Annotated in this window: 18 protein-coding genes and 1 tRNA gene; 10 read left to right on the forward strand and 9 right to left on the reverse strand. The window is 43.9% G+C overall.

Annotated elements, in window-relative coordinates; genetic code table 11:
- Positions 1-432 precede the first annotated feature (432 nt).
- Genes BM122_RS10290 through BM122_RS10310 form a run of 5 tightly spaced genes read left to right on the forward strand, consistent with a single transcriptional unit; the run spans position 433 to position 7,852 of the window.
- Positions 433-1,467, forward strand: a complete 1,035-nt coding sequence (locus tag BM122_RS10290; RefSeq protein WP_218152057.1) for an ABC transporter substrate-binding protein — start codon at positions 433-435, stop codon at positions 1,465-1,467.
- Positions 1,451-3,412 (forward strand): SpoIIE family protein phosphatase, encoded by a 1,962-nt coding sequence (locus tag BM122_RS10295; RefSeq protein WP_074905486.1) that lies wholly within the window; start codon positions 1,451-1,453, stop codon positions 3,410-3,412. The genes BM122_RS10290 and BM122_RS10295 overlap by 17 nt, the downstream gene beginning before the upstream one ends.
- Complete coding sequence (locus BM122_RS10300) at positions 3,409-6,411, forward strand: ABC transporter permease subunit (protein ID WP_074905487.1); 3,003 nt, start codon at positions 3,409-3,411, stop codon at positions 6,409-6,411. Before BM122_RS10295 ends, BM122_RS10300 begins: the two co-directional genes overlap by 4 nt.
- Positions 6,408-7,511 (forward strand): amino acid ABC transporter ATP-binding protein, encoded by a 1,104-nt coding sequence (locus tag BM122_RS25070; protein WP_074905488.1) that lies wholly within the window; start codon positions 6,408-6,410, stop codon positions 7,509-7,511. Before BM122_RS10300 ends, BM122_RS25070 begins: the two co-directional genes overlap by 4 nt.
- A 5-nt stretch (positions 7,512-7,516) precedes the next feature.
- A complete protein-coding gene (locus tag BM122_RS10310; RefSeq protein WP_074905489.1) occupies positions 7,517-7,852 on the forward strand; it encodes an STAS domain-containing protein in 336 nt (111 codons plus the stop codon).
- A gap of 22 nt (positions 7,853-7,874) precedes the next feature.
- Here the strand turns inward: BM122_RS10310 and BM122_RS10315 are convergent, their stop codons facing one another.
- Both BM122_RS10315 and BM122_RS10320 read right to left on the reverse strand, forming a co-directional pair.
- Complete coding sequence (locus BM122_RS10315) at positions 7,875-8,366, reverse strand: ATP-binding protein (protein ID WP_218152058.1); 492 nt, start codon at positions 8,364-8,366, stop codon at positions 7,875-7,877.
- 212 nt (positions 8,367-8,578) lie between these two features.
- Positions 8,579-8,872 carry a GYD domain-containing protein gene (locus tag BM122_RS10320; RefSeq protein WP_074905491.1) on the reverse strand — a complete coding sequence of 98 codons (294 nt, stop codon included), beginning with the start codon at positions 8,870-8,872 and terminating at the stop codon, positions 8,579-8,581.
- 734 nt (positions 8,873-9,606) lie between these two features.
- Here BM122_RS10320 and BM122_RS10325 point away from each other — a divergent pair.
- The 3 genes from BM122_RS10325 (at position 9,607) to BM122_RS22400 (ending at position 11,544) form a co-directional block, all read left to right on the forward strand.
- Positions 9,607-10,536 (forward strand): HNH endonuclease, encoded by a 930-nt coding sequence (locus BM122_RS10325; RefSeq protein WP_074905492.1) that lies wholly within the window; start codon positions 9,607-9,609, stop codon positions 10,534-10,536.
- A gap of 128 nt (positions 10,537-10,664) precedes the next feature.
- Positions 10,665-11,363, forward strand: coding sequence for a restriction endonuclease (locus BM122_RS10330; RefSeq protein WP_074905493.1), 699 nt, complete (start codon positions 10,665-10,667; stop codon positions 11,361-11,363).
- Positions 11,338-11,544 (forward strand): hypothetical protein, encoded by a 207-nt coding sequence (locus tag BM122_RS22400; protein ID WP_143083396.1) that lies wholly within the window; start codon positions 11,338-11,340, stop codon positions 11,542-11,544. Before BM122_RS10330 ends, BM122_RS22400 begins: the two co-directional genes overlap by 26 nt.
- A gap of 314 nt (positions 11,545-11,858) precedes the next feature.
- Here the strand turns inward: BM122_RS22400 and BM122_RS10335 are convergent.
- Positions 11,859-11,935: transfer RNA gene (locus BM122_RS10335), tRNA-Val, on the reverse strand.
- Positions 11,936-12,242: 307 nt separating this feature from the next.
- Between BM122_RS10335 and BM122_RS10340 the strand changes: the two genes are divergently transcribed.
- The gene (locus BM122_RS10340) at positions 12,243-13,217 is read left to right on the forward strand and encodes a hydrolase (protein ID WP_074905510.1); all 975 of its coding nucleotides are present in this window, start codon (positions 12,243-12,245) and stop codon (positions 13,215-13,217) included.
- A gap of 36 nt (positions 13,218-13,253) precedes the next feature.
- Here the strand turns inward: BM122_RS10340 and trhP are convergent, their stop codons facing one another.
- A complete protein-coding gene (trhP, locus tag BM122_RS10345) occupies positions 13,254-14,609 on the reverse strand; it encodes a prephenate-dependent tRNA uridine(34) hydroxylase TrhP (RefSeq protein ID WP_074905494.1) in 1,356 nt (451 codons plus the stop codon).
- A 132-nt stretch (positions 14,610-14,741) separates the two neighbouring features.
- Between trhP and dnaE the strand changes: the two genes are divergently transcribed.
- Positions 14,742-18,281 carry a DNA polymerase III subunit alpha gene (gene dnaE / locus BM122_RS10350; protein ID WP_074905495.1) on the forward strand — a complete coding sequence of 1,180 codons (3,540 nt, stop codon included), beginning with the start codon at positions 14,742-14,744 and terminating at the stop codon, positions 18,279-18,281.
- 18 nt (positions 18,282-18,299) lie between these two features.
- Here dnaE and odhB read toward each other — a convergent pair whose 3' ends face one another.
- The 5 genes from odhB to BM122_RS10375 all read right to left on the reverse strand — a co-directional run bounded on the left by odhB (position 18,300) and on the right by BM122_RS10375 (position 24,897).
- Positions 18,300-19,550 (reverse strand): 2-oxoglutarate dehydrogenase complex dihydrolipoyllysine-residue succinyltransferase, encoded by a 1,251-nt coding sequence (odhB, locus tag BM122_RS10355; RefSeq protein WP_074905496.1) that lies wholly within the window; start codon positions 19,548-19,550, stop codon positions 18,300-18,302.
- Positions 19,551-19,565: 15 nt separating this feature from the next.
- Positions 19,566-22,421, reverse strand: coding sequence for a 2-oxoglutarate dehydrogenase E1 component (locus BM122_RS10360; RefSeq protein WP_074905497.1), 2,856 nt, complete (start codon positions 22,419-22,421; stop codon positions 19,566-19,568).
- Between the two features lie 180 nt (positions 22,422-22,601).
- Positions 22,602-23,903: a citrate synthase gene (gene gltA / locus BM122_RS10365; RefSeq protein ID WP_074905498.1), complete on the reverse strand. Its 1,302-nt coding sequence runs from the start codon at positions 23,901-23,903 to the stop codon at positions 22,602-22,604.
- A gap of 68 nt (positions 23,904-23,971) precedes the next feature.
- Entirely contained in the window at positions 23,972-24,205 is a 234-nt protein-coding gene (locus BM122_RS10370; RefSeq protein WP_074905499.1) for an FAD assembly factor SdhE, read from the reverse strand.
- On the reverse strand, positions 24,202-24,897 hold the full coding sequence (locus BM122_RS10375) for a succinate dehydrogenase iron-sulfur subunit (protein ID WP_074905500.1): 696 nt from the start codon (positions 24,895-24,897) through the stop codon (positions 24,202-24,204). Before BM122_RS10375 ends, BM122_RS10370 begins: the two co-directional genes overlap by 4 nt.
- Between the last annotated feature and the right edge of the window lie 79 nt (positions 24,898-24,976).

The raw sequence follows: 24,976 nt of genomic DNA on the forward strand, positions 1-24,976 counted from the left end.
ATGGAATAAAAAGATTCTCCAATGATAGCTAGTGACAGATTGGTTCAAAGTAATCCACTGATTATTTTCTGAATTTGAACAACTGTAGTCTTTACAGTTAGTAACATGAAGAAAGCTTGATAATCCTGCATTTTCTTATAACTTATCAATAAGAGGCTTAACTTTTACGTATTTACCCGTATTTATTCACTTCCTGTTTTTCTATATCTTTCTGAACAATAATTAAGCCGGTTTACATGCGACACTTTAAGAGGAAGGCGTATGTTAGTGTGATTTAGTTTGTGGATTGTGATTTTCGGTGGAAGTAGACAATAGGCAACCTAATTTTTATTTCCAATTGCATACTCTAAAAATCACTATAACTCACTAGATTGGTCGGTTATGTGAAGACTTTTGGTGTGTCTCCTCTTTGTCTAGAAGGATCAAACAGAAGTGAGCATAAGCAAAATATGGCATAACAGCTGTCTCCAAGGAAAGAAGTATACCATCATACTAGCGATGCCTGTGCTGTTCATAGCATGGATTGTTGCGTTCCCTCTTGGCGCCACTGAAACTCCATTGAAAATCGCTTCTCTCATGCCTCTGTGGAGCCCACAAGCTCAGTTTGCCGGCTATTACGTGGCTCTCGACAAGGGAATCTATGCTCGGCATGGGATTGACCTTAAAATTCTCAGAGCTGGACCTGGGCATTCTCCTGCTGAAGATCTAGAAAAAGGCACTACTGACTTTGCCATTCTTTGGTTAACAACCGCCCTGCAGCATCGTTCTGCAGGGACCAGACTTGTTAACCTGGCCCAAATCACACAGCAGTCTTCAATGATGTTGATTTCAAAAAAAACTGCCGGTATCAAGACCATTGATGATATGGATGGCAAAAAAATCGGGTTGTGGGAAGGCGACGTGTCTATACCGCCGCGCACTCTTTTCGCCCAGCACCGTATCAAGGTCAGAGAAGTGCGTCAGTCTCACACCGTCAATCTCTTTCTGCGTGGTGGTATCGATGTGACATCGGCCATGTGGTTCAATGAGTACCACACCATTCTCAATTCCGGAATTGATCCTGAGGAATTGAATGTTATTTTCCTGAGAGATGAGGGGATGAATTTTCTGGAGGATGGCATCTACATGATGGAAAGGACTTTGCATAAAGACCCTGCCCTGGCAGTAGCTTTTGTCAAGGCATCGTTGGAGGGATGGCGCTATGCTTTTGCTCATCCAGGCGAGACACTGGATATTGTCATCAAATATATGCGTGAAGCCCATCTACCAGCCAACCGGATGCATCAGAAATGGATGCTAGAGCGGATGCGGGACCTGATGGTGCCTGTCAATTCTAAAGGAACCCTAGGCCATCTTATGCAACAGGATTTCGAGGCCGTAGCCCATGCGCTGCAAAAACAAGGTCTGATTCACAAATACCCGGAATACAACGATTTTGTCTGGAGGGCTGATGCCGGGGAAAAATAGTATTGTTATCAGACTCGTTCTGGTTATAACGCTCTCTAGTGTAGCCATCTTCGTTGTGACGCTCGGCTATAACTATCATCAGTCCCGGACCATTCTACAAAGCGAGCTGGAAAGCAATGCGCGTAACCTCGCCATGTCATTGATTAATAAGGTAGAGACACAGCTTATGGCGGTTACCAAAGTGACGGAAGGGTTAGCGCGCTCATTGGAGACAAGCAAGCTTACAGAGCAGCAGCTCCTTTCCTTGCTTAGAATAACTGTCGAAAGTAATCCAGAAATTTACGGCTCGTTTGCTGCCTTTGAGCCCTACGCCTTCAACGCTGATTTACGTTTGTACGCACCTTATTATTTCTGGAAAAAAGGAAAGATTGCTTTTAGCCACCTGGAGGACTCGTATATGGATTTTCCGTATCTGTACTGGGATTGGTACCAGATTCCGCGCGAACTAGGCAAACTCGAATGGAGCGAACCTTATTTCGATGAAGGCGCTGGCAATATTGTGATGTCGACCTGTTCGATTCCTTTCTATAATGAAATCAATGGTAAGAAACAACTACAGGGGATTGTAGGCGCAGACGTTTCCCTGGAAGCCCTAACAGAACTCGTCTCTTCAGTCAAAATACTCAGAACTGGCTATGCGGCTTTACTTTCCCGTAATGGGACGATACTTGCTCATCCAATGAAGGATGCCATTATGAACGAAACATTCTTCAGCATTGCAGAAGCGCGCAATGACCCCTCCCTGCGGGAACTCGGCAAGAAAATGATCAGGGGTGAGACAGGCTTTATCCACTACCAGAGCTTGGCAGGGTTCATGAGCTGGATGTATTATACACCAATCCCTTCGACAGGATGGACGCTTGCAGTTGTTTTTCCGGAGACAGAGCTGCTGGAGAATGTCAAAAAGTTGAGCATGACCATGGCGGTGATGGGTTTTGGTGGGATCCTCATGTTAATCGTAGCAGTGGCCTACATTGCCAAGGCTATTATAAAACCACTCCAATTGCTGACCGCTGCGACCGATGAAATCGCTTCCGGCAACTTTGATGTGCCATTGCCAACAGTGCACATGAACGATGAGGTGGGTGTGCTCACGCATAACTTTCAAGTTATGAAACAGTCGCTCAAAGAATACATCAAAAACCTAACCGAGATGACTGCGGCCAAAGAAAGGATCCAGAGCGAACTAAGAATGGCAACCCAAATCCAGGTCAGCCTGCTACCGCGCACTTTCCCCCCGTTTCCTGAACATACCGAGTTTGAAATCTATGCATCGATGATTCCTGCCAAAGAGGTGGGGGGTGACTTTTACGACTTCTTTTTCATTAACGAAACCAATCTGTGTTTCCTGATTGCGGACGTCTCCGATAAAGGCGTTCCCGCTGCGTTGTACATGATGGTGGCCAAGACCCTGTTGAAGACCGAGGGCCAGCGGCTTGGGGAACCAGACAAGATGCTTACTTCTGTTAATAAGATTCTCGCGGCGGACAATGACAATTGTATGTTTACTACAGTGTTCTGCGCTATTCTGGATATTACGAATGGCAATGTACGTTTTGCCAATGCTGGCCACAATCCTCCACTGATCATTGACTCGCAAGGGGTACGCTATCTTAGCCCGAAACCGGGGTTAATGCTGGGCGCTATGACTGATACAATTTTTGTGACCGAGCATCTTATGCTAGGGCCGGAAGACATTTTCTTTCTCTATACCGATGGTGTGACCGAAGCAAAGAATCCGGAAGATACACTGTATGGAGAGGAGCGGTTGCTCAATGTGCTGCAAAATGCCCCCCGAGAGGATCTTGCAAATTTGATTCATTATATCAACTCTGAAGTGGCACATCATGCCAATGGTGCCCCTCAATCGGACGATATCACCATGCTGGCGATAAAAATGACACCGCATAAAGTTTGCACAAAAGATATAAGGAAGAAGGCATGAAAATACCGGCGCTATTGGCGCTGATTATTCTGGTAGCATTTGCTCCGCTTGCAGGTTGCAAGAAAAGTGAAATTGTTATTACTAGGCTTGATCAAGCAAAAAATGCAAGAATCGGCGTGATGACTGGTTCAACCGGTGAAGCGATCACCCGTGCCAGATTCCCGCAGGCGCAGGTCAAAAGTTTCGACGATATCATGGATGCTGTGGCCGCCATGAATTCGGGTCAACTTGACACGATCGTAACGGCATATCCCGCTGCGCTTCAAGTCTCAAAGAAGAATCCAGAATTGGGATTGTTAGCCGAGCCGCTTGCCTATGAGGACACTGCGATTGCTCTCAAGAAAGGTAATGACGAGCTACTGTCCACATTGAATAGAATAATCTCTGAGCTGAAGAGCGACGGTACATTGGAATCGATGAAGAAGCGCTGGTTTAAACTAGATTTGAGCCCTTATGAAGAAATAAACATCACCCTCCCTATAGAAGGGAAGCCGTTAAAAATAGGGGTAAGTGCCACACGAGAACCATTCAGTTTTGTCGACAAAAACGGCAGAGTAACCGGGCATGACGGTGAGCTAGCGCGTATTATCGGCGTCAAGCTGCAGAGACCAGTTGAATTTTACAATATGAAATTCATGGCGCTAATACCAGCACTGCAATCCGGCAAGGTTGATTTGATTGTAACCGGCATGACTGCAACAGAGGAACGCCGAAAATTTGTAGATTTTACACAGCCATACTATGCTAATGCTCAGGTTATGCTCGTCAGAGAAACCCCTACAGCTAAGACACAACCATTACTAGCAACAGGCTCAAAGCTTACTACCGTTACAAACCTGAAAAATAAGCGCATTGCTGTGCTGGTCGGTTCAGCTCACGATATTTATGCGACGAAAAATTATCCTGATGCCACCATTCTTCAATATAAATCTCCTGCCGATGTTGCCTTGGCAGTCAAATCAGGCAAGGTCGATGCCGCCTTGTACGATGCCGAGCCCTTACGCGAAATCATGCGCCAGGACGATTCTTTTGGATTATTAGGAGATCCGCTATTCACATTCCCGATAGGGGTCGGCTTTAACAAAGATATTGAGACCCTAAGGGATCAATTTAATCAATTTTTATCAGAGATCAAACAAAGCGGCATTTACCACGACATGATCCATCGCTGGATGGAACAGGGCGAGACACATATGCCCATCATTGAAAACATAAAACCGGATGGTGTACTTATTGCTGGGATCAGCGATGCCGGCCTACCCTTTACAGCGGTTAAAGATAACCAGCTGGTTGGGTTCGATATAGAGCTCTTAGAGAGATTTGCGGCTTATCTTGGCAAAGAGTTAAAGCTTGCCAATATGGATTTCGGTAGCCTGATCGCTGCTGTTTCTACTGGTAAAGTCGACATGATTGCCAGCGCCATCTATGTAACGGAAGAAAGAAAAAAACAAATCAATTTTTCTGAGCCGTATTATGAAATCGGCACTCGTGTTTTTGCCTTAAAGAAAAATATTTTGAACGTGAGCCAAGCTGGATTTGATCAAGTTAAGCAGAAAAAAATTACATCAGTTACGGATCTCCAAGACAAACGCATCGGCGTGTTGCTCGGTTCCGTTCATGACACCTATGCAATGGAACACTATCCAAACGCAACTATCCTGCAATACAAAAATTTGTCTGATCTGCTGCTGGCGGTAAAATCAGGTAAGGTCGATGCCGCGATATACAATCGAGAAAGCTTGGTTGAAATACTTAGCAAAGACAGTGAACTAGGGCCAGTGGGAGCTTTGCTTTCCTATCCTATCGGTATTGGTTTCAATAAGGACAATGATGCATTACGTGCAAAATTCAACGAATTTCTCCAACGTATCAAGTCAGATGGTCTTTACAACGATATGGTATATCGCTGGGTGGAAAAGGGCGATATACACATGCCTGAGATTGTTAATCCGAAATTAAACGGCACCTTGGTTGTGGGTATAGTCAGCGACAAGGGGCTTCCCTTTACGGTACTCAAAGAAAACAAGTTGATTGGATTCGATATCGAACTTGCAAAAAGATTTGCCGCCTATCTCAGGAAAGAGGTCAAATTTGCCGATATGGATTTTGGCAGCCTGATCGCGGCCGTGTCTAGTGGCAAAGTCGATATGATTGCGAGCACTCTCTATATAACGGAAGAAAGGAAAAAACAGATTGATTTTTCCGATCCCTATTATGAGATAGCCACTGAAGTTTTCGCCCTTAAAAGGAATATTTCAGACTATGATATCGAATCAACTCCTGTAATCGAGCCTCCTACGTTCCTCACAGGGATAATCAGCAGCTTTTACAGCAATATTATCCAGGAGGACCGTTATCTCTTGATTTGGGATGGCTTGAAAACCACTGTAATCATCTCGATATTTTCGACGATTTTAGGAACACTGCTTGGTGCATCCGTGTGTTTTATGCGCATGTCCCACAGGACTATCCTTAATCTGCCTGCCAAAGTTTATATCAACCTCATCCGCGGCATGCCGGTTTTGATTCTGTTGATGCTGATCTTTTATGTGGTTTTTGCATCGGTCAGTATCAACCCGGTACTGGTTGCGATTATTGCTTTCGGTATGAATTTTGCTGCTTATGTCTCTGAAATCTTCAGATCTGGCATTGAAGGAGTTAACAGAGGGCAGATAGAAGCCGGTATCGCCATGGGCTTCACCAAGTTCAAGACATTTGTGTTCATTGTTTTACCTCAGACCGTGCAACGCATTTTGCCGGTTTACAAAGGAGAATTCATCTCATTGGTCAAAATGACGTCCATTGTTGGATACATTGCCGTCCAGGATCTCACCAAGGCCAGCGACATCATTCGTAGCCGTACCTTCGATGCCTTTTTTCCGCTGATAATGGTGTCAATTCTGTATTTCCTGATAGCCTGGCTACTCATGCAGTCACTGGGATATCTTGAACGGGTGACTGATCCAAGATATAAACGGCGCAAGGCGGTTAAAGCGTGATCAAAATCGAGCATCTCACAAAGAAATACGGAGATTTGATGGTATTGAAGGACATTACTACTGAAATAAAAAAAGGAGAGATTGTCTCCATCATTGGACCTTCCGGTACCGGTAAGAGTACTTTATTACGCTGCCTCAATTTGCTCGAATATCCGACTAGTGGATCAATTTATATCAATGGCATAGACATTCTGGATAAAAAGGTCGATGTGGCAAAAATACGCCAGAAGATGAACATGGTATTCCAATCATTTAATCTTTTTTCCCACCTGTCTGTGTTGGAAAATTTAACTATCGGTCCGATCAAGCTGCGGGGAATGAGTAAAGAGGTAGCCCGGGCAAAAGCGCTTGAGCTGCTGCGGCTGGTTGGTTTAGCCGAGAAAACTGGCAATTACCCGGACGAGCTTTCAGGCGGGCAACAACAGCGCGTGGCTATTGCTCGTTGCCTGGCTATGGAGCCGGAGATCATTCTTTTTGACGAGCCGACTTCAGCGTTGGATCCAACTATGGTCAGGGAAGTGCTGTCGGTCATCCGTCGCCTCGCTAAAGAAGGTATGACCATGGCGATAGTTACCCATGAAATGGATTTTGCCCGTGATGTATCAAACAGAGTGTTGTATATGGATGAAGGGTTAATCTACGAAGAAGGGACGCCAGAGCAAATTTTCGAGCACCCACAAAAAGAAAAAACCAAGGCTTTTATCAATAGGATACTCAGTTACACCTGTCGCATCACTTCACCTGATTATGACCTGTATGCCATGAATGCTGAAATTGAAGCTTTTTGTGATAAGCGGATCCTATCGAAGCAAACCCGGTACAACTTACTCCTATTGGTTGAAGAATTGCTGCAAATCTATAGGCCATATCTGAGCAGGGTGGCTCTGGAAATGACCATAGCCTATTCGGAAAAGAACGAATGCCTTGAGCTTATTTGTGAAAGCGCAGGGGAGAAGGTTAATCCCCTTGTCAGAGAGAATTTAGTCGATGATTTGGGGTTGATGATCATTAAGAATTTGAGTGAAAGCATTGACTATAAGTGGTCGGATGGTAAAAACAGATTACAATTTGTGATTAAAAAAACTCCCCTTGAGGGATAACCTCCATGGATTTACAAACTAAAAAAGAAAATAATGCCATCGTTGTAACGATTAGCGGCCGACTGGATGCAGTGACTACACCTGAGTATGAAAAAAAAATTCGAGAACTGATCGATAGTGGAGATATTTACTTTGTGGTTGACTTTGACCAAGTCGACTATATCAGCAGCGCCGGTTTGCGTGGCCTCTTGCTTATGGCCAAGCTACTGAATGCAAAAGGTGGTCGGCTGTGTTTGGCGAATGTCAAGGGAAACGTACGATCGGTATTCGGTATGTGCGGTTTTAATACCGTTTTCAAAATAGGAAATTCTGTTGCGGAAGCGCTTGCCGTGATTGCCTGATCAAAGATTTTCTGGAACACCATTATTCCGGTGAAAGTTGATGTAATTTCTTGAGTAATATAATTAAATTACCAGTACCATCATAGTAAGCCTGAACATCATCCATCAGTTTTTTCACAATATGCACACCAAGGCCACCGACAGGGCGTTCGTTAATATCCAGATCCAGGTTAGGTTTAGGAGCCTGCTTAAAGGGGTCATACTGGGGGGCATCATCCTTGAGCAGAATTTCCAGCCATTCATTCGATACACTCATTCGGACATGAATGAACCGATTATTGGCACACTTGAGGCCATGCAGAATGGTATTTGTTATCAATTCTTCTAAACAAAGGTTAACCGAGAAAGCCAGATCAGGGTCAGATAGAGCTTTGTTAACAGCATCAGCAAGCTTTTCAATTTCTTCGAGCCGTGCAGGCACTCGGCAATCCAGCAATACCTCTTTATTATTCTCGCAAACGTGGGATTCCTTGGGTTTGCTTTCCTTAATCTGGGGAGGTTTGTTAGATTTCACTATATTACCATTTGAATCTCAAAATAGTATTTTAACGAGTAATCATCAGTTTTTATCCATTTCTAATCCTTCCGCAAAACCCCATGAATAAGTAGCAGGCAAAGACATCAGGTGCTAGAGAGGGGGTGATGCTCCCAGGCAGGTCACAGGGATTCGTAAAACCAATTGCTATCACCCCAAGAACGCCAGATTGGGCTGGTAAGCCATTTGCCCTATCCCAGCTTTGCAAGTATGCCCTCCATGTCTTTCTGGACAAAAGCTCGCATAGTTATGGTTCGAACATTGCCTGCTGCACCGATACTCGCCACCAGCGCTGCCATGGATGCGTCGTCAGATGCCTCGAATATATTAACGACGTCGTAACTTCCTAATGTCCAATAGAATTCCTTGGTAGTAACACCAAACTTCTTTGCCATTTCTTTTATAGCATCCACCCGCTTGGTCGTGTCCTTGACATTGCGAATTCCCTGATCGGTATAATTAACTAGAACAATGTAAATCGCCATGATGAACCTCCTTAGCAGTATTTGAGGCCACTGGAAAGGCTATTGGATGGCACTGGCCTCTAATCGTGCCCGTTATTCTTTATATTTCTATTGACTAATTGGCTCAGCGCCTGTTGTCAATATCTGGTCTCTTCTAATACGAAATGAAGCTGAAGATGTTCTATCCATTACAAATTAATTTATGAAATATATTTGACACATAAAGAATACGGCAATAGCTGGTGACTTCATACTTCACTTGGCTGAATCAATATATAAAAAAGGCTATTAGAAAGAGATTGACACTCCCAACAGAGCAGTATCAATGGGTTCAACATTTTATGTGGTACATGCTAGGAGTAATCAAATAGGCAGGCAATAATGCAAAGGCATTCATTTTTACAGAATTAAAATTTGGGCACACAGGGTCTAGAATAGATGTTTCATTTGTGTTAATAGGTTACTGCGCGCTGCGGATCTAGACCTGATCCTGTTCCGTGTGGGCCTGACCCTGAGGTGACTCGCTCATTTGACTGGCACCATCCCAGAAGGAGTGTTGAATGATGCGGAAGGAAGGGGCGGCATTTCAGAGCCGAGTTAGTCGGAATTATTCACAACGGATCCCCTTGAGCCATACCCCCATCAACAAGTTATGCTACGCTTCTTGATAACGGGTGTCATCCACAAATTCAATGGTAGACCCCATAGATATTTCCAGCCGGTTATGGCAAACGTTATAAGACAGTAGGTGAACAATGAGTAGGCCTCCAATTCCTAGCGAATTAAAAAGAGCGGTTTTAGTAGAAGTTGGTCACAGGTGTGCAATTCCTAGATGTGGACAAACTGAAATCGACATTCATCACATAGTTCCTTGGGAAACATGTAAAAAGCATGAGTACGAAAACCTCATTGCTTTATGTCCCATATGTCATAGGCGGGCGCACAAAGATGAAATTGATAGAAAATCGCTAAAGGAATACAAAGCGAGATTGATTCAAGAGGCGATGAAATATGATCCTAATCAGTTTGGTGAAAAAATAATTGAAATTAAGCGGTGCATTTCAGAAATTGATGAGCGTCAGCCAGGATATGATTTCAAATTCGAGTTTCCAGATTTCGAAGATCCATCGGAGAGGATTGTCTCAAAAAACCTGGAAGCGTGGGGTAACGAGCTTTTAGTAGATATGCGGCAATTTCACGATGAGTTGGTTCGAAAGAATCCTGAAGAAATGCATTTTTATACGTTGAACTGGCTGAGAGGAAAATACGAAGTAGTGAGACGTGATGCTGGGCTAATTAAGTATACCTTGATACAGTATTCTTCAGGGGCAGCTCATCGTGGACAATGTACGCGTGTCCAAAACTTTATACTAAACCCTTTTCAGCCGGTAACGATTGAAAATTTGCTAATCGAAGACAAATTGGTTGATCTTTCATTGCTTGTTCGCGAGAAACTGCTTTTAGAAAATGATCTAGATTCCAGTTATGTAGAGCGCGGGACTCATCCGTTAGGTGAAAATTTTTGCCATTTCAATTTCCGTGATTGGGGAATGACTTTTACTTTTCCTGAATATCAGATCGGGTGTTACGCTATTGGTGAACAAGAGGTATTTTTAGAGTACGGCGAATTGAATGGTATTGTAGATCCCCAAATTTTAAAAGTTGCCAGAGAAAATGTCTTATAACAATAACCAGTAGCGGAAAAAAATACGCGACATTAATTTGCGAGTTGCTGCGCCCACTTTACCGCAAATTGATTTCTCCGTTTTCCGCTGGGGTTGGCGTTAGGCTCATATACATACGTAGGTTTTTGATGAAAGCATGGAAAAAATATCAAGAAGACACGGCCGAGTATTTCCGGTCAATAGGTCTAAATGCTTCTACTGATGTCACAATAAAAGGTGTGCGAACTAGCCACGATGTAGATGTGCTAGTCACCTCATACTACGTTGGTTTCGAAATAACATGGGTTGTAGAGTGTAAACAATGGAAAAACCCGGTAAATAAACTACATGTTTTGGGGCTTCGTGAAATTGTGTCAGATGTAGGAGCGGACAGAGGAATTTTGCTCTCTGAATCCGGTTTTCAAAGTGGAGCAATAGAGGCGGCAAATCTAACAAATATACAAGTTACGTCACTAGCTAACATGCGTGACAGCACGGGTAGTAGTATTTACGCGATGCGACTCAGAGACTTATATGATCGCGTTGGGATATGCAAAGACAGGTACCGGGATATCCCTAAAAAAGAAAGAATTGACTATGGGTTAAGGCCAGAAGTTGGAGCCGACGGTTACTCTGGAGCGAGAGTTATTGATATGTGCGTTGATCTACTAACTAGAGCATTTCGCGGAATATATCCATTCCAGAGCGAAGACATCCATGCGTTGATTATGTTTGGTAAAGATAAGACTTTCGAATCACCACAGGAGGTTGTGGGACTGATCGAGCACTTGGTATCAGAGCTGGAGGATAAACTGGACCATTATGAAAGCGAAGCCAAGAAAGCCTAACGAAGTGGTCGAGTTGACGCGGTGCCACGTCGCTGATATTGATCGAGAAAGATTTCTTGAAATTTTTCGACAGATAATTGAAGACTTTAATTCCGTTTGTCATGTCTATTGTCTGATGACCAATCACTATCACTCGGTAGCCAAACCCTCTGGCACAGTAACGGCTCAAATTCTGGAGTAAATGATTTTTACGGGAATTTGTTGTTTCCTTAAGGTATATAAGGGCATGTTACAGGCATCAATGCTGATGGCGTTGAACTGTCACCAAATAGCACCACAGTCTCTTTTTAGGAAAGTTTGTTTACCAAGTTTAATCTGTATGTGGTACTGAAGTATAATGTGCTACAGTACGATAGGCAGGGAATATATGATTTATAAAAATGACATTATTGCAGTCAGCATGAAACTCGCTTTTTGCTCAAATGTCATAATCTTGCTTATGCAATAAATAGAAAAACTAAAATTGGGTATTAGTTTTTATTTCTATATGTATTTTGGTAGGCGCGATTGGACTCGAACCAACGACCCCCACCATGTCAAGGTGATGCTCTAACCAGCTGAGCTACGCGCCTGGGTAATGCGACATTCTAACTGAAACACTGTATAGGTTCAAATATAAGTTAAAAAAAATGATTTTTTGAGCTTTTGAAATTTATATTTTATTTTGCTTAGAGTAAGCAGCATGATGAGAAGCAAGGTAATATTTATTGCTTTTAAAATAAAAAATAAATTTTTCACTATATATAGTTAGCGACATTTTCCATTACTTTAAGTTGGGTGAATGAGAATCTAACAAGAATTAATTTATTGGCATGGCAAGAAAATAACGATTATTTTTTGTCATTTTTGAGAAACTCATTGTTGGATTTCCGAGATTATATGAACGCTAAATTTAAGTATATTGCGCCCAAATGGCTACCAGGTGGTAATGCACAAACTATTTATCCTTATTTTTTAAGGCCATCATTGCAGGTAGTTTTGCAACGTGAGCGCTGGGAACTTGAAGATGGTGATTTTGTAGATGTTGATTGGCTTGAAGGCCCTTTGGATAAGCCGCTGGTGGTCATGTTCCATGGGCTGGAAGGAAGCTCACGCAGTCATTATTCACTCAGTATTTTGAATCATTTGCGAGAGCAGAATTGGCGGGGTGCGATTATTCATTTTCGTGGGTGCTCTGGGGAGCCTAATAGACTACCACGTGCTTACCATGCAGGTGATTCATTGGAAATAGATTGGATGCTAAGACGAATAGCGCATCAATGTGAGTTGCAGAAATCAGGTTTGCCACTTTATGTAATCGGTATTTCACTGGGTGGAAATGCTTTATTGAAATGGTTAGGTGAACAAGGTAGTCAGGCAAGCAGACTAATTACAGCCGCTGCTGCAGTTTCAGCCCCACTTGATTTAGCTGCTGCTGGAAAGGCGCTTGATTTAGGTTTTAACCAAGTCTATACCCGGCATTTTCTAGGTTCTTTAAAGCGTAAAGCATTAGAAAAACATAAGCGCTTTCCAGGTTTGCTCGATAGGGGGGCGATCGCTGCAACGAGTTCGCTATATGAATTCGATAACTATGTCACAGCACCCTTGCATGGCTTCCGTAACACGGAGGAGTACTGGAGTAAATCCAGCAGCAAGCCTTGGCTTCAACATATCCAGACTCCCACTTTTGTTATCAATGCGCAAAATGATCCATTCATGCCGGCTGATGTATTGCCGACAAGAGGCAAAGTTTCATCTATGGTTTTGCTTGAATTTCCTGAGCAAGGCGGACATGTTGGATTTATGCAGGGAACCTTCCCTGGTCAGCATAGTTGGCTGCCTCAGCGGCTTATCAGTTTCTTTGAATCAGTGTGAACGTTTGGATTGTTCTTTTTAGAAGATTTGCCTGGATCAAGATAAAAATCTCGCTACAAAAGCTTTTTCAACATTTCCTTTAAGTGGAATTCTTACCCGGTGTCCGCTACCTGGAGCGATATGAATCGCTAGTCCATCAATGTTTTGCATCTGTTCCAGTTCAATCACTTGATTACCAGAGGGGTGAATGATCTCCAAGCGATCTCCTATCTCAAAGCGATTCTTAACTAGAATTTCAGCCATGCCACTGATTTTATCAATAGCAGTAACATCACCCACATATTGACTACGGTTTGACTCCGAATGGCCACGCAGATAGTTCTGAGTTTCGTGACTATGATGTCGCTGGTAGAAGCCGGTGGTATAGCCACGATTGGCAAGTCCTTCCAATTGACCAAGCAGGGCAGGATCGAAGGGGCGGTTGGCTATCGCATCATCTATCGCTTTACGGTAGACTTGGGCTGTGCGCGCAACATAGTAGGCTGATTTGGTTCGCCCTTCGATTTTGAGCGAATTGACCCCGATCTTAGCGAGTCGTCCGATATGTTCCACTGCGCGCAGATCTTTAGAATTCATAATATAGGTGCCATGTTCATCTTCCATGATGGGCATGAGCTGGCCTGGTCGTTCTCCTTCCTCAATCAGATAAACCTGATCTGCAGCCGGATGCCGTTTGATATTATCCTGAGGGGTAGGTTGTTGCATTAATGCCTGGTTGAAGTCGAAGTCAATTTTATGCAAAGGCTCAATGTCACCGGTTGCATTTTCTTCGGCTGATTTCACTTTATAATCCCATCGACAGGAATTGGTGCAGGTACCCTGGTTTGGATCGCGATGATTAAAGTAGCCTGATAACAGGCATCGCCCTGAGTAAGCAATACATAAGGCCCCATGAACAAACACTTCCAATTCCATATCTGGGCAAAGTTGACGAATTTCGCTAATTTCATCGAGTGATAGTTCTCTGGAGAGGATGACGCGTGTTAATCCGATTTTCTGCCAGAATTTAACCGCAGCATAATTGACAGTATTGGCTTGAACAGAGAGATGGATTGGAATATCTGGCCATTTCTCTCTGACTAACATAATGAGACCGGGGTCTGCCATAATCAGTGCATCGGGTTTGAGCTCAATGACGGGTGCCATATCAGCCATATAAGTTTTTACCTTGGCGTTATGCGGCATAAGGTTGCTGGTAACAAAGAACTTTTTGTTTAGTGCATGGGCTTCTGTAATGCCGTTACGTAATTGCTCCAGAGAAAACTCATTATTACGGGCTCGTAGAGAATACCGTGGTTGGCCAGCATAAACTGCATCAGCGCCATAAGCATAAGCAATACGCATTTTTTCCAGTGAGCCAGCTGGGAGTAAAAGTTCAAGGGTGTTTAGCATAGTGTAAAATGAGCAGTAATGTTAAATCGATGGGCAGTTTGGTACGCATACGAAAAACTACGCCGATTAATAGTGAATCATTCCCAGAAATAATCCTGAAAGCCAAATAGTTAATTTTTTAATTGTAGCATTATGCTGACTGATCCTGCTTTTATCCACCTTCGACTGCATAGTGAATACTCCATCGTTGATAGCATCGTTCGTATCGATGAAGTTTTATCAAAAGCAGCTTCAGATAATATGCCAGCAGTGGCGTTAACGGATCTTGCCAATCTTTTTGGATTGATCAAATTCTACCAAAGCGCTTATAAAAAAGGTATCAAACCCATCATTGGGTGTGATACCTGGGTTACTAATGAGGCAGATCGTGATAAGCCCACCCGCGTTTTATTGTTATGCCAATCTTTTACTGGTTACTTGTTATTATGTCGTTTGCTATCACGAGCTTATCGTGAGAATTTATACCGTGGCCGGGCTGAATTCCGCAAATCCTGGTTTCATGCTGATGAAAGTGGAACAGATGGATTGATTCTGCTGTCAGGTGCCCATCATAGCGAAATAGGGTCGCAACTATCACAAAATAATTTGAGTGCGGCTGAAACTCTAGCTCAAGAATGGGCAAACTTATTTCCAGAACGATTCTATATCGAGGTACAGCGGATCGGCTATGCGAACGAGGAAAGCTGTGTACGCAATTCTCTGCAGCTGGCTTCCAAATTGCAATTACCTGTTGTAGCAACCCATCCAGTGCAATTTTTAGAACCTGAAGATTATAAAGCCCATGAGGCGAGGGTATGCATTGCAGAAGGATATGTGCTAGGTGACCGCCGGCGTCCGCATCGCTTTACCGAGCAGCAATATTTTAAAACGCAAGCAGAAATGCAGGCTCTTTTTGCGGATATACCAGCCGCTCTTGCCAACAGTGTAGAAATTGCCAAGCGCTGCTCACTTGTACTCGAGCTGGGCGTTAACCGCTTACCACGCTTTCCAACACCAGGTACGGTTAGTATTGAGCAATATTTGCGTGAGCAGGCCGAAGCTGGGTTAGAAAAACGCCTGCTTGTTCTGTTTCCAGAGATCGGGGTATATGCTTCGAAGTTGCCAACGTATCAGAACAGACTGGATTTCGAAGTTGATACTATCATCCAGATGGGTTTTGCAGGCTATTTTTTGATCGTCGCTGATTTTATCAACTGGGCCAAGCAGAACGATGTGCCGGTAGGTCCAGGGCGTGGGTCAGGTGCAGGCTCTCTAGTTGCTTATTCACTTGGGATCACTGATCTTGACCCGATGCGCTATGATTTGCTGTTCGAGCGTTTCCTGAATCCCGAACGGATATCTATGCCAGATTTTGATATCGATTTCTGTCAGGATAGGCGTGAACGCGTCATTGAATATGTGAAGCAGCGCTATGGTGCTGAGAGTGTTTCGCAGATTGTCACTTTTGGCACGATGGCAGCAAAAGCAGTCGTGCGAGATGTGGGCCGTGTGCTCGATTTACCGTATAACTTTGTCGATCAACTAGCCAAATTAGTGCCATTCGAGATCGGTATGACGCTAAAAAAGGCACGTGCTGTTGAACCTCAGCTGGAGCAGCGTGCACAAGAGGAAGAAGATGTGCGTAATTTGCTGGAACTGGCAGAACGCCTAGAGGGGCTGACGCGCAACGTGGGAATGCATGCGGGTGGTGTGCTGATTGCTCCTGGGAAGATTACCGATTTTTGCCCTGTGTATTGTGCTGATGCGGGAGATTCGGTCGTTAGTCAGTTTGATAAGGATGATGTCGAGAAAATTGGTCTGGTGAAGTTTGATTTTCTTGGATTGCGTACTCTGACTATTCTTGACAGGGCAGTCTGTGATATTCGGCAGCGTTATGCTGAATTAGGTACACAGGCAGCCGATCAGCAAGCTGGACAGTCGACGCCTCTACTGAATCTACCCTTTTCTTTAAATCATATTCCTTTAGAGGATGCTGCGACCTATGCGTTAATGAGACAAGGCAACGCAATCGGTATTTTTCAATTTGAATCACGCGGCATGAAAGATCTGCTGCAAAAAGCGAAGCCTGATCGGTTTGAAGATCTGATTGCTCTGGTAGCACTTTATCGACCTGGACCAATGGATCTGATTCCCGAATTTATAGAACGTAAACACGGAAAACGTGTGGAATATCTGGATCCGCGTCTGGAACCTATTCTTGGACCAACATATGGCGTCATGATTTATCAGGAACAAGTGATGCAAATTGCTCAGGTGATAGGCGGGTATAGCCTGGGGGGCGCTGATTTATTACGGCGTGCGATGGGCAAAAAAAAGGTGGAAGAAATGGCGCAGCAACGCGATATTTTTGTAGCGGGTGCCGTCAAGAATGGTTTGACTGAACAGGATGCGATTACGCTCTTTAATTTGATGGAGAAATTTGCTGGTTATGGTTTCAATAAATCGCATGCTGCCGCTTATGCTTTGATCGCGTTTCAGACAGCTTATCTTAAAGCACACTTTCCTGCCGAGTTTATGGCTGCGTGTTTGTCGGCAGAAATGAATGATACCGATAAGATCAATGTTTTTTACGGGGACTGTCTGGCCAATCGGCTTACTATTTTACCGCCAGATATTAATCGATCCGAGTATCATTTTAATCCAGTTGATGAAAGAACTATCCGTTATGGCCTGGGAGCAGTGAAAGGCACCGGGGAAGGGGCTATCTCAGCCATTATTGAAGCACGCAATCAAGGTGGATGGTTTACTGATTTATTTGATTTTTGTTGTCGGATTGATCGGCGAGTAGTCAATCGTCGCGTTATAGAATCACTTATTCGTGTCGGTGCATTTGATAGTATCGATCCTAACCGGGCAGGCTTATTAGCTTCTGTAGGTATCGCAATCGAATTTGCCGAGCAACGTAGTTTGTCAATTCATCAGACGAGTTTATTTACGGAAATTGAGAACAGTTTTCAACATCCGGCTTTAGTCAACGTTTCCCAATGGTCAGATAAAGAAATACTGCAGAATGAGAAGCTGGGATTAGGGTTTTATTTCAGCGGGCATCCTTTTTCTACCTACGTAAAAGAGCTTAGCCAATTTGTCCAGACCCGCCTAGACCGACTTAGTTCACGACGAGAGCCTCAGCTAATTGCTGGTGTGATTCATTCTGTCCGCACACAAATGACGCGCCGAGGGAAAATGGCCATCATCGTGTTAGACGATGGCCATGCCCAAGTAGAGGTAGTCGTTTATAACGAATTATTTTGTCATCACACTGATCTTCTAAAAGAAGATCAGCTTCTGATTGCTGAAGTTACTATTAATAATGCTTTTGGAAGCAACGATGAACTTCGCATTATTGCCGATAAACTTTATGATCTTGCGAGTGCCCGCTCCTGCTATGCAAAAAAATTAAGGTTCGTGCTCAACGGCTCTGTAACCTCTGATATAGCCACTGTGGCCAGACTTAGAGAGTTGTTCATGCCTTATCGGCAAGATAGCATAACCAGAAATAAAGGTGCAGAGAGCCACCTTTATTCCTACTGCCCTGTAACGGTCATTTACCGGAACCAGTATGCAACCTGCGAGATTGAATTAGGTAATACATGGTATATTCATCTAGATGACACATTGATTGAATCGCTATCTACCTATCTACAGCCAGAGAACGTAGAGATCATTTATTAATGAGTTATTTTTAATGGCTCATTGCTCAAATAACGGACTGACAGGATATTCTAAGGCTTCCTTGATAGCAACGAGCGATAGCACGGCTTCACGACCATCAATAATGCGATGATCATAAGAGAGCGCAAGATAATTGATAGGGCGTATAATGATTTGACCATTTTCAACTACAGGGCGTTGCTTAGTCGCGTGAATACCTAAAATCGCACTTTGCGGCGGATTGATAATTGGCGTCGAAAGTATGGACCCAAAGATGCCCCCATTAGTGATGGAAAAGGTACCACCCATTAATTCTTCAATGGTTAATTTACCCTCTTGTGCTCTTTTTGAGAAATCAGCAATTTGCTTTTCTATCTCTGCCAGTGATAACTGATCAGCGTTACGGATAATCGGTACCACCAATCCGCGTGGACTTGCCACTGCGATACCGATATCGTAATAACCATGATAAACAATGTCATTACCATCTACCGAAGCGTTGATAATAGGAAATTTCTTCAGCGCGGCAACAGCCGCTTTGACGAAGAACGAGGTAATCCCGAGTTTAACCCCGTGCTCTTTTTCAAAGGTATCTTTGTAACGCGTACGTAAATCAATAATCGCCTGCATATTGACTTCATTGAATGTCGTCAGGGTGGCAGTTGTCGCTTGAGACTGTACCAATCGCTCAGCAATACGCATTCGTAATCTGGTCATAGGCACGCGTTGTTCAGGTCGAGCTCCGGTTGCAGGCATGACACCTGTCTCAGGTATTTTGGTTTTTGCTTGAGAGGTAATGGTTTTATTTTTCACATAGGCTAGGATATCTTCCTTAGTGATGCGACCCTCACGTCCTGTTCCTGTGATAGCATTGAGTTCATCCAAGCTGAGATTGTTTTCTTCAGCCACCTTTTTAGCTGCGGGCATCAGCTTTGGCGTTACCTGCTCAGTTTCTTCTACGGGATGGGTTTCCTCACTTCCCGAGGCTTCAGTCGATGTGATTCTTTTTTCAGTAATGGCTTCAACCTTAGGATGCTCTTCGGCTTCCCGAGTCTCTGTCTCTATTTTAGCGATCACTTCACCACTTTTTACTATAGTACCATCACCCTTAATGATTTCAGCTAGAATACCCTGCTGCGGGGCGGGTAGCTCCAGAACTACTTTGTCCGTTTCAACATCAATTAGATTTTCACCGCGATTGACCAGATCACCTTGCTGCTTGTGCCAGGAAATCAAAGTGGCTTCAGCAACCGATTCAGACAATTGAGGTACTTTGACTTCGATTAACATAATCTGCTTTCCTTTTTAAATTTTATCCCGAAATGCCGCCTCAACCAATTCCCTCTGTTGGAATCGATCCAGCTCCAGATAACCAACAGCAGGCGATGCTGATGAAGAACGTAAAGCGTAGCTGAGAATCTGATCAGGTCGCTTATGCCTAAGGATGTAATGTTGAATACGGTGCCAAGCTCCCTGGTTGCCTGGTTCCTCCTGGCACCAGATGATTTCCTTGGCATTGTGGTAACGATCTATTTCTACTTGAAAATCTTCGTGTGGGAAGGGATAGAGCTGTTCGAGCCGAATGATGGCCATGTCTGTAATGCCTTGCTTGCGGCGATAGGCGAGTAATTCATAATATATCTTGCCACTGCAGCCAATGATCCGTCTTACCCTATCAGTATTGAGAGGCTCTATTTCGGGAATGACGGCTTGGAATTGAACATTAGCCAGATCTTCTAATGAAGATACTGATTCTTTATGTCGAAGCAAGCTTTTGGGCATCATAATGATCAATGGCTTGCGAATGGGACGGATCATCTGACGCCGCAACAAATGAAAGATCTGGGCGGGTGTGGAAGGAACGCATACCTGGATATTATATTCCGCGCATAACTGCAAGAACCGTTCTAGCCGGGCCGACGAATGTTCAGGCCCTTGCCCCTCATACCCATGCGGCAGCATCATGACTAATCCGCATAAACGTCCCCATTTAGCTTCGCCCGAGGTGATAAATTGGTCAATTACGACTTGTGCGACATTAGCAAAATCACCAAACTGCGCCTCCCAAATAACGAGTGCATCCGGTTGAGCCGTCGCATAGCCATACTCGCAACCTAACACGGCTTCTTCCGAGAGCATTGAATCGATAATCGTGAAATCAGGCTGTTTGGCTGCAATATGACGGAGCGGTACATAAATGCCATCTTCTCTTTGTTCCTGCTCACGGTTCTGATCATGCAATACCGCATGGCGATGGAAAAAGGTGCCGCGCCCGCTATCTTGCCCAGAGAAGCGAATTGGATAACCCTCTTTCAGTAGTGAGGCGTAAGCCAGATTTTCAGCCATTCCCCAATCCAGTGGCAAGTTTCCTTTTCCCATTTCACGTCGATCAGCAATAATTTTTTCAACCCTCGGATGCAATTTAAAGGTCGCTGGAGTATCCGTTAGCCGTTCTGCCAGGAATTTTAGTTTATCAATGGGGACTCCGGTTTTTACCGGTTCATTCCATTTACCTGGTTTAAGGAAAGGCGCCCAATTAGTTGCGTGAGGTGATTTATAATCATAGAGAATGGTTTTATTGGGGTTGTTACCTGCATCCATGGCATCATAATAAGCCTTGACCATAGCTTCTGCCTCAGCCACAGTAATAACACCTGCTGCGACCAGCTTGTCCATGTAAAGCTTGCGTGTTCCAGGATGTTTATTAATGATGTGGTACATGGAGGGCTGTGTGACCATGGGTTCGTCTTGCTCATTGTGACCTTGCCTGCGAAAACACACTAAATCAATGACAACATCCTTGTGAAACTGCATGCGATAATCCAATGCAATTTCTGTCACCATGACAACAGCTTCAGGATCATCGCCATTAACATGGAAAATAGGTGCTTCGATCATTTTTGCCACATCGGTGCAATAAAGGGTGGAGCGGCTGTCACGAGGATCGGAGGTAGTAAAGCCGATCTGGTTGTTAATAATGATATGAACGGTACCGCCTGTACCATAGCCTCGTGTTTGCGACAAGTTTAATGTTTCCATTACCACCCCCTGCCCAGAGAAGGCTGCATCACCATGCAGCAACACAGGAATGACTAACTCTCCATTTTTATCATGTAAACGATGCTGGCGGGCAAGAACTGAGCCTTCCACCACAGGGTTAACAATTTCAAGGTGGGAGGGATTAAACGCAAGGGCAAGATATACAATTCCACCCGGTGTCATCACAGCGGAGGAGAATCCCTGATGATACTTGACATCGCCAGCGGCGAGCGTCTGCATTTTTTTTCCTTCGAATTCCAAAAACAAATCTGAGGGCATTTTACCTAGCGTGTTGACCAGCACATTTAGTCTGCCTCGATGTGCCATGCCGATCACGATTTCTTGTACGCCGACTTCGCCCGCATGTTGTAGCAATTTATCCAGTAAAGGAATCAGGCTTTCGTTTCCTTCACCGGAGAAACGCTTTTGTCCAACATAACGAGTGTGAAGGTATTTTTCCAGACCTTCTGCGGCAGTCAGGCGTTCAAGGATATATCGTTTGTAATCAGCAGTAAGGCTGGGTTGGGAGCGCGGACCCTCTAGGCGATTCTGAATCCAGCGCTTCTGCTTCAAATCAGTAATAAACATATATTCTGTGCCAATGGTGCCGCAGTAAGTTTGCCGCAGTATCTGTAAGATTTCCTTTAATGGCGCATGCTCCTGACCTACCAATGAACCAGTATTAAAAACCGTTTCCATATCGGCTTCAGTCAATTCATAAAAAGCCGGATCGAGCTCTGGTGTATCCGATATTTGCTGATGATTGAGCGGATCGAGACGTGCCAGACGCACACCAAGAAAACGGTACATGTTGATAAGCTGGAGAACAGCTATTTGTTTACGTTCATTAGCCTCAGCCGAGACTAATGGAGGAGTGATTTGTGGTCCACCAAGACGTTTTTCAGATGGAGGAGTTTGTGCGAGCTTTACAAATGATTCGATGATAGGAGTATGGGGAACATCTCGTGCAGTTATCGTCAGGGTCTGTTGCAATGAATCAAAATAACTACGCCATTCAGGAGGTATCGAATCCGGGTTGCTGAGATATTTTTCATAGAGATCCTCGATAAAAGGAGCATTAGTGCCAAATAACATTGAATTCTCAAGGAATTGTCTCATCATGACCAGACTCGTTTTATTTTAAAAGACAGAAGCACATTGGAATAGCGAGTACCTGCACAACATGATTTATTTTATATTGCCGGTCGACCTGTATTCCAACAATGCTAATTTAATTTTATGAGTTTTCTCTTTTGCCCATATACATATAAAATTTATTTCTATAATTTAGGGTCTATTTTACTATTTGTCAACTTCTTTCAATGGTACGTTTCTTTGGGTTACACCGGTGTAGAGCTGACGAGGGCGTCCTATTTTTTGATCGGGATCAGCGATCATTTCATTCCATTGAGCTACCCAGCCCACCGTTCGTGCCATTGCAAAAATTGCAGTAAACATAGAAGTTGGTATGCCTAATGCACGTTGTATGATGCCAGAGTAAAAATCGACATTGGGATAAAGTTTTTTAGTGATGAAATAATCATCCTCCAGAGCAATTCTCTCTAGCTCCAAGGCGAGCTTGAAAAGACGGTTATTATGGAGCCCCATTTCATCTAATACCTCGTGGCAGGTTTCACGCATCAGTTTTGCACGTGGATCAAAATTTTTGTATACCCGATGACCGAAGCCCATCAGGCGGAAAGGATCATTCTTGTCTTTCGCCCGTTTGATATATTCATTGATGCGTGAAGTATCGCCTATTTCTTCCAGCATGTTAAGGCATGCTTCATTTGCGCCCCCATGCGCGGGGCCCCATAAACAGGCGATGCCGGCAGAAATACAGGCAAATGGATTAGCACCACTGGAACCTGCCAGGCGAACTGTAGAAGTTGAGGCGTTTTGTTCATGATCAGCGTGAAGAATTAAAATACGATCTAACGCTTTTACGAAAATCGGATTGGGCTCATAATGTTCAGCTGGTGTGGCAAACATCATGTACAGAAAATTTGCAGCATAGCTTAAATCGTTGCGTGGATAAATGAAAGGTTGACCAATATTGTATTTATAAGCCATGGCCGCAATCGTGGGTAGTTTGGCAATCAGCCGGAAGGCCGATTGCTCACGATGAACCGCATCTGAGATATCCATCGCTTCATGGTAAAAGGCTGACAAGGCACCCACTACCCCCACCATTACTGCCATAGGGTGAGCATCTCTTCGGAATCCACTATAAAATCTGACCAGTTGTTCATGCAGCATGGTATGGCTCTTGATAGCATGAACAAATTGCTTTTTTTGTTCATCATAGGGTAATTCGCCATTCAGTAGCAAATAACAGACTTCCATGAAATCACATTGTGTAGCTAACTGTTCAATAGGGTAGCCACGATAGAGGAGTATCCCCTTATCCCCATCGATAAATGTGATAGCAGATTTGGTGCTAGCTGTAGAAAGAAAACCAGGGTCATAAGTAAACATACCACTCTTGGCATAGAGGGTATGGATATCAATCGTCTCCGGACCCATTGTACTTGATATAATCGGTAGCTCAACCGGTTCTCTATTCTCGCCAAGCAGCAAGGTTGCTTTACGTTGTTCGGACATATCTATCTCCATGGTTTGAGGATGGATCTACACGCTTTAGTTTATTATAACTGGCAGCGTAAGTTTGCTTAACTTTGTTGAAGAAGCTTTAGCAATGACTTCAAGTTTTCGCTTGCTGCTTCCTTTTTTGAAGAAATTATATCCCACAGATCATTATCAGGGAGTAAGAGCAATGTTTCAAACGTTTTTAACTGCGTTTCATCTAATTGCGCATAGTGTTTATCCAAGAAGCGCTGCAATACAATATCCAGCTCTAGTAAGCCGCGCCGACAACGCCAATAAAGGCGTTCTCGCTGTTTCATACTGTTCTCTTTACCAATATATTTTTAATTTTACCAATTGCACTGGTTGGATTTAATCCTTTTGGACAGACATCTACACAATTCATGATTTCATGGCAGCGAAACAGGCGATAGGGATCTTCCAGATAATCCAATCGTTCAGCAGTAGCTTGATCACGGCTGTCAGCCAGAAAACGGTAGGCTTGCAGCAGGCCGGCAGGGCCGACAAATTTATCTGGATTCCACCAGAACGAGGGACATGCTGTTGAACAGCAAGCACACAGGATACATTCATAAAGCCCATCCAATTCAGCCCTTTCTTCCGGTGATTGCAATCGCTCGGTCTCTGGGGGAGGATCATTATTGATCAAATAAGGCTTGATCGAGTGATATTGCTTAAAAAATTGTGTCATATCCACAATTAAATCACGAATAATTGGTAGACCAGGCAGAGGGCGGATTTCTACCGGTTCTTTCAGGCTGACTAAGGGAGTGATACAAGCTAATCCATTTCGGCCATTAATGTTCATTGCATCTGAGCCACATACACCTTCCCGGCAGGAGCGACGCAAGCTAAGACTGTCATCCTGAGATTTAATTCGAATCAAGGCGTCCAGCAGCATTTTGTCAGTTGGCTCTAACTCAATATCGTAATCCTGCATATAAGGTTTCTCATCCTTGTCAGGATTATAGCGGCTAATTGAGAATCGCATGATTGAAGCTCCTCCGTTTCTTAACAGTTAATATTCACCGATAAAGATTGTAGGGCAGGGTGATGGCATCGATGCAGTT

The sequence above is a fragment of the Nitrosomonas communis genome (assembly GCF_900114745.1).
GTDB lineage: Bacteria > Pseudomonadota > Gammaproteobacteria > Burkholderiales > Nitrosomonadaceae > Nitrosomonas > Nitrosomonas communis_A.

Excerpts from the sequence above, each read along its gene's own strand:
- BM122_RS10295 (WP_074905486.1), top strand. The coding sequence starts at position 1,451 with ATGCCGGGGAAAAATAGTATTGTTATCAGACTCGTTCTGGTTATAACG.
- BM122_RS10300 (WP_074905487.1), top strand. The coding sequence starts at position 3,409 with ATGAAAATACCGGCGCTATTGGCGCTGATTATTCTGGTAGCATTTGCT.
- BM122_RS10310 (WP_074905489.1), top strand. The coding sequence starts at position 7,517 with ATGGATTTACAAACTAAAAAAGAAAATAATGCCATCGTTGTAACGATT.
- BM122_RS10320 (WP_074905491.1), bottom strand. The coding sequence starts at position 8,872 with ATGGCGATTTACATTGTTCTAGTTAATTATACCGATCAGGGAATTCGC.
- BM122_RS10325 (WP_074905492.1), top strand. The coding sequence starts at position 9,607 with ATGAGTAGGCCTCCAATTCCTAGCGAATTAAAAAGAGCGGTTTTAGTA.
- BM122_RS10330 (WP_074905493.1), top strand. The coding sequence starts at position 10,665 with ATGAAAGCATGGAAAAAATATCAAGAAGACACGGCCGAGTATTTCCGG.
- BM122_RS22400 (WP_143083396.1), top strand. The coding sequence starts at position 11,338 with ATGAAAGCGAAGCCAAGAAAGCCTAACGAAGTGGTCGAGTTGACGCGG.
- BM122_RS10340 (WP_074905510.1), top strand. The coding sequence starts at position 12,243 with ATGAACGCTAAATTTAAGTATATTGCGCCCAAATGGCTACCAGGTGGT.
- trhP (WP_074905494.1), bottom strand. The coding sequence starts at position 14,609 with ATGCTAAACACCCTTGAACTTTTACTCCCAGCTGGCTCACTGGAAAAA.
- dnaE (WP_074905495.1), top strand. The coding sequence starts at position 14,742 with ATGCTGACTGATCCTGCTTTTATCCACCTTCGACTGCATAGTGAATAC.
- odhB (WP_074905496.1), bottom strand. The coding sequence starts at position 19,550 with ATGTTAATCGAAGTCAAAGTACCTCAATTGTCTGAATCGGTTGCTGAA.
- BM122_RS10360 (WP_074905497.1), bottom strand. The coding sequence starts at position 22,421 with ATGATGAGACAATTCCTTGAGAATTCAATGTTATTTGGCACTAATGCT.
- gltA (WP_074905498.1), bottom strand. The coding sequence starts at position 23,903 with ATGTCCGAACAACGTAAAGCAACCTTGCTGCTTGGCGAGAATAGAGAA.
- BM122_RS10370 (WP_074905499.1), bottom strand. The coding sequence starts at position 24,205 with ATGAAACAGCGAGAACGCCTTTATTGGCGTTGTCGGCGCGGCTTACTA.
- BM122_RS10375 (WP_074905500.1), bottom strand. The coding sequence starts at position 24,897 with ATGCGATTCTCAATTAGCCGCTATAATCCTGACAAGGATGAGAAACCT.